Below are 1,374 nucleotides of genomic sequence, written 5' to 3'. Positions count from 1 at the left end.
ATCCTCTGTACCTGCTAAGGTTATAGGGACAAGCCGTACGGGCAATTAGTACTGGTTAGCTTAATGCATTACTGCACTTCCACACCCAGCCTATCAACGTCCTGGTCTCGAACGACCCTTCAAAGAGCTCAAGGCTCTGGGAAATCTCATCTCAAGGCAAGTTTCCCGCTTAGATGCTTTCAGCGGTTATCTCTTCCGAACTTAGCTACCCGGCAATGCCACTGGCGTGACAACCGGTACACCAGAGGTTCGTCCACTCCGGTCCTCTCGTACTAGGAGCAGCCCCCTTCAAATTTCCAACGCCCACGGCAGATAGGGACCAAACTGTCTCACGACGTTTTAAACCCAGCTCACGTACCACTTTAAATGGCGAACAGCCATACCCTTGGGACCGGCTACAGCCCCAGGATGTGATGAGCCGACATCGAGGTGCCAAACTCCCCCGTCGATATGAACTCTTGGGAGGAATCAGCCTGTTATCCCCAGAGTACCTTTTATCCGTTGAGCGATGGCCCTTCCATACAGAACCACCGGATCACTATGTCCTACTTTCGTACCTGCTCGACTTGTCAGTCTCGCAGTTAAGCACGCTTATGCCATTGCACTATCAACACGATGTCCGACCGTATCTAGCGTACCTTCGAACTCCTCCGTTACACTTTAGGAGGAGACCGCCCCAGTCAAACTGCCTACCATGCACTGTCCCCGATCCGGATAACGGACCAAGGTTAGAACCTCAAACAAACCAGGGTGGTATTTCAAGGTTGGCTCCACGAGAACTAGCGTCCCCGCTTCAAAGCCTCCCACCTATCCTACACAGATTGGTTCAAAGTCCAATGCAAAGCTACAGTAAAGGTTCATGGGGTCTTTCCGTCTAGCCGCGGGTAGATTGCATCATCACAAACATTTCAACTTCGCTGAGTCTCGGGAGGAGACAGTGTGGCCATCGTTACGCCATTCGTGCAGGTCGGAACTTACCCGACAAGGAATTTCGCTACCTTAGGACCGTTATAGTTACGGCCGCCGTTTACTGGGACTTCAATCAAGAGCTTGCACCCCATCATTTAATCTTCCAGCACCGGGCAGGCGTCACACCCTATACGTCCACTTTCGTGTTTGCAGAGTGCTGTGTTTTTATTAAACAGTCGCAGCCACCAGTTTATTGCAACCCTTTCACCCTCATGGAGTAAACCAATCAAGCTACCGGGGCGTACCTTTTCCCGAAGTTACGGTACCAATTTGCCGAGTTCCTTCTCCCGAGTTCTCTCAAGCGCCTTAGAATACTCATCTCGCCCACCTGTGTCGGTTTGCGGTACGGTCTCGTATGACTGAAGCTTAGAGGCTTTTCTTGGAACCACTTCCGATTGCTTCGTG

At 51.4% G+C, this 1,374-nt stretch carries 1 rRNA gene; it reads right to left on the bottom strand.

From position 1 onward, the window contains the following. Positions 1-24 precede the first annotated feature (24 nt). Positions 25-1,374 (bottom strand): 23S ribosomal RNA (locus AC07X6_RS28520); the annotation flags it as partial.

The organism is Janthinobacterium sp. GW460-12-1-14-LB5 (genome assembly GCF_059423585.1).
This window is presented reverse-complemented; position numbering and strand designations above follow the sequence as displayed.